Here is a 3,290-nt window from a genome sequence, read left to right as displayed (position 1 = left end):
GTCGCGGAACTACTCAAGGGACCCAAAGGCACCCAGGTGCGCATCACCATCGTGCGCGAGGGACTGGACAAGCCGCTAGAGTTCACCATCACCCGCGACGAGATCCCGCGCTACAGCGTGGACCTGCACTTCCTGGTGCGTCCGGGGATCGGCTACATGCACGTCTCCGGCTTCAATGAGACCACCGAGGACGAGGTGCAGGCGGCGCTGGACGAGTTCGGCGAGCTCAAGGGCCTGATCCTCGACTTGCGGCAGAATCCCGGCGGCCTGCTCGGCGAGGGCGTGGGCGTGGCCGACAAGTTCCTGAAGAAGGGCGCGGTCATCGTCTCGCATCGCGGGCGCGCCTCGGCGGAGAAGCGCTACACCGCGCGCCGCGGCAACCTCGGCAAGGACTATCCCCTGGTGGTGCTGGTGAGCCGGGGCACGGCCTCAGCGGCGGAGATCGTCGCCGGCGCCATCCAGGACCACGACCGCGGCCTGGTGGTGGGCGAAAACACCTTTGGCAAGGGCTTGGTGCAGACCGTCTATCCGCTCTCGGAGAACACCGGCCTCGCCCTGACCACGGCCAAGTACTACACCCCCAGCGGCCGGCTTATCCAGCGCGACTACACCGGCGTCTCGCTTTACGACTACTACTACAACAACAAGGCGGGTGAGAATAACGGCAACAAGGAAGTGAAGCTCACCGACAGCGGCCGCACCGTCTATGGCGGCGGCGGCATCACCCCGGACGTCAAGCTGCCCGCGCAAAAGAGCAACCACTTCCAGGATTCCCTGCTCCAGAAGTACGCCTTCTTCAACTTCGCCCGCCACTACCTGCTCACCCGCCACGTGCAGCGCGGCTTCGAAGTCACCGACGAGGTGCTGCAGGACTTCCGCAAGTTCCTGGACGAGCAGAAGATCGCCTACACTGAGGGCGAACTGATGGACGTGAACGACTGGTTGCGCGCCAACATCAAGAGCGAGCTCTTCATCTCCGAGTTCGGCCAGCAGGAAGGCCTGCGGGTGCACGCGGAAACCGATCCTCAGGTGGTCAAGGCCCTGGACCTGTTGCCCAAGGCCAAAGAGCTGGCCGATAACGCCCGCAAGATCATCGCGCAGCACAACGGCTCGCCCGCCAGCAACCAATAGGTCATTCGCAAGAGACAAGATAGAAGATGAAAGACAAGAAAAGGCCCTCGCCGTGGCGAGGGCCTCTTGATTTTTCGCTGCAGCCGGCTCAGGCCTGGGCCAGGTACTCGCAGCTTCCGAACGCGGCGGCCACGCCCAATCTTCCCTCCGGCGATCGCTCCAGCCGCGCTACCCGCCCGGTGTAGCGGACACGGATGTCCGCCGGGGTCTCTCCCTCGGCGGGAAGGATCAGGGTGAGTTCGATCTGGCGGAGCCCGCCGATCTCCATATCCACATAGAAGAAGGCGCCCGAAGAGCTGACGTCCTGGGTGAAGGTCTCTTCCTCATGCACGCTTCCGTTGGAAAAGCGGGCGATAAGAGGCAGGCGCATGGCAAAGCGCGGCGCGGTTCGGCGGTCCTTCGGACTTTCTGGCATTCTTCTTTCGCGGGAGAGCAGGAGAAAGAGAGTTGCAGCAGCCTGCCGACAGCGAGAATCTACGCCCTTCCCCGGCTCCGGTCAACGCCCAAGTTTGGGGCAGCGAGGGGTAGGCTGCACCTCCGGCTGTGACCGGGGTCACAGATTTCCCCGCCGGAAGCGGTTCTCCTGTCATGAGGACGGTGCCCATGCCGGTGAAAACCACCATCGAGCCTTTTGTGATCAAGAGCGTGGATCCCATTCGCTGGACCACGCGCGCGGAGCGCGAGCGTTTGCTGCTCGCCGCCCACTACAACCTCTTCCTGCTGCCTGGCCGAGAGGTGCTGATCGACCTGCTGACCGACTCCGGCACCGGCGCCATGTCCACCCACCAGTGGGCAGCCATGATGCAGGGCGACGAGAGCTACGCCGGCAGCCGCAGCTTCGACCACTTCCGCGACTCCGTCCAGGACATTTTCGGCTACCGCCACGTCATCCCCACCCACCAGGGACGCGCCGCCGAGCGCATCCTCTTCAGCGTGATGTGCCACAAGGGCGACGTCGTGCCCAACAACACGCACTTCGACACCACCCGCGCCAACATCGAATTCGTCGGCGCCGAAGCGGTGGACCTTCCCATTTCCGAAGCTCGCGACCCGGCGGCCTGGCACCCTTTCAAGGGCAACATGAACGTCAACTCGCTGGATCAGCTCCTGCGCTGCCTGGGCCGCGACCGGGTGCCGCTGGTCATGCTGACCCTCACCAACAACTCGGGCGGCGGCCAGCCAGTCTCCATGGAGAACGCGCGCGCGGTCAGCGCCGTCTGCCGCAAGTACGGCGTCCCGCTGTACTTCGACGCCTGCCGCTTCGCCGAGAACGCCTACTTCATCAAGCTGCGGGAAAAGGGCTACGAGTCGAAAACTCCCAAGGAGATCGCACAGGAGATGTTCCGCCTGGGCGACGGCTGCACCATGTCCGCCAAGAAGGACGGCCTGGCCAACATTGGCGGCTTCCTGTGCACCAACGACGATACCCTGGCCCAGCAGGAGAAGGACCTGCTCATCCTCACCGAGGGCTATCCCACCTACGGAGGCATGGCCGGGCGCGACCTCGAGGCCGTGGCCGTCGGTCTGCAAGAGGTGGTAGAAGAGGACTACCTGCGCTACCGCATCGCCTCGACCGCGTATCTCGGCGACCACATCGCGCGAAAGGGCGTCCCCATCGTGCAGCCGCCCGGCGGACATGCCATCTACATTGACGCTCGCGCCTTTCTCCCGCACGTGCCGCCGCAGGAGTTCCCCGGTGTGGCGCTGGCGGCGGAGCTATATCTGGAGGGCGGCATCCGCTCTTGCGAGATCGGCACCCTGATGTTCGGCAAGGCCGCCCGGATGGACTTGGTCCGGCTGGCCATCCCCCGCCGGGTCTACACCCAGAGTCACATTGATTACGTGGTGGAGATCATCCTGGAAGTGTGGCGGAACCGCGAGCAGATCCACGGCCTCAAGCTCACCCACGAGGCGCCCTTCCTGCGGCACTTTACCGCGCAGTTCGAGCGACTGGGAGTGCCCGCCGCAGCGGGTGCGAAGGCGTCGACTTCAATCACTTCGCACTGAAAATCAGACTGCAACAGGTCACTCCGCCCTCGGCCTTGGCCAGCTCCGAAACCTCGACCGGAACGACGCGAAGACCGCGCTCCTGCAGCCGCTTCCCCGTGCGGGCGTACCCGGCAGGAAAGATCACGGCGCCATTCACCAGCAGCGCGTTG

Annotated in this window: 3 protein-coding genes; 2 read left to right on the top strand and 1 reads right to left on the bottom strand. The window is 64.6% G+C overall.

Annotated elements, in window-relative coordinates:
* Nucleotides 1-1,131 (top strand): S41 family peptidase (locus VGQ94_08690; GenBank protein ID HEV2022594.1); only part of this gene is annotated, 1,131 nt, incomplete at its 5' end.
* 88 nt (nt 1,132-1,219) lie between these two features.
* Here the strand turns inward: VGQ94_08690 and VGQ94_08685 are convergent.
* Complete coding sequence (locus VGQ94_08685; GenBank protein ID HEV2022593.1) at nt 1,220-1,546, bottom strand: PilZ domain-containing protein; 327 nt, start codon at nt 1,544-1,546, stop codon at nt 1,220-1,222.
* A gap of 188 nt (nt 1,547-1,734) precedes the next feature.
* Here VGQ94_08685 and VGQ94_08680 point away from each other — a divergent pair, with 188 nt between their 5' ends.
* Entirely contained in the window at nt 1,735-3,138 is a 1,404-nt protein-coding gene (locus tag VGQ94_08680; protein ID HEV2022592.1) for a tryptophanase, read from the top strand.
* The last annotated feature ends 152 nt before the right edge of the window (nt 3,139-3,290 follow it).

The sequence above is a fragment of the Terriglobales bacterium genome (assembly GCA_035937135.1).
Lineage (GTDB): Bacteria > Acidobacteriota > Terriglobia > Terriglobales > Acidobacteriaceae > DASYVL01.
Note: the sequence above shows the minus strand (reverse complement) of the source record. Positions and strands in the feature narration are given on the sequence as shown.

Bases quoted from the DNA above. Each gene is read 5' to 3' on its own strand.
- VGQ94_08680 (HEV2022592.1), top strand. From the start codon at position 1,735: ATGCCGGTGAAAACCACCATCGAGCCTTTTGTGATCAAGAGCGTGGAT.
- VGQ94_08685 (HEV2022593.1), bottom strand. From the start codon at position 1,546: ATGCCAGAAAGTCCGAAGGACCGCCGAACCGCGCCGCGCTTTGCCATG.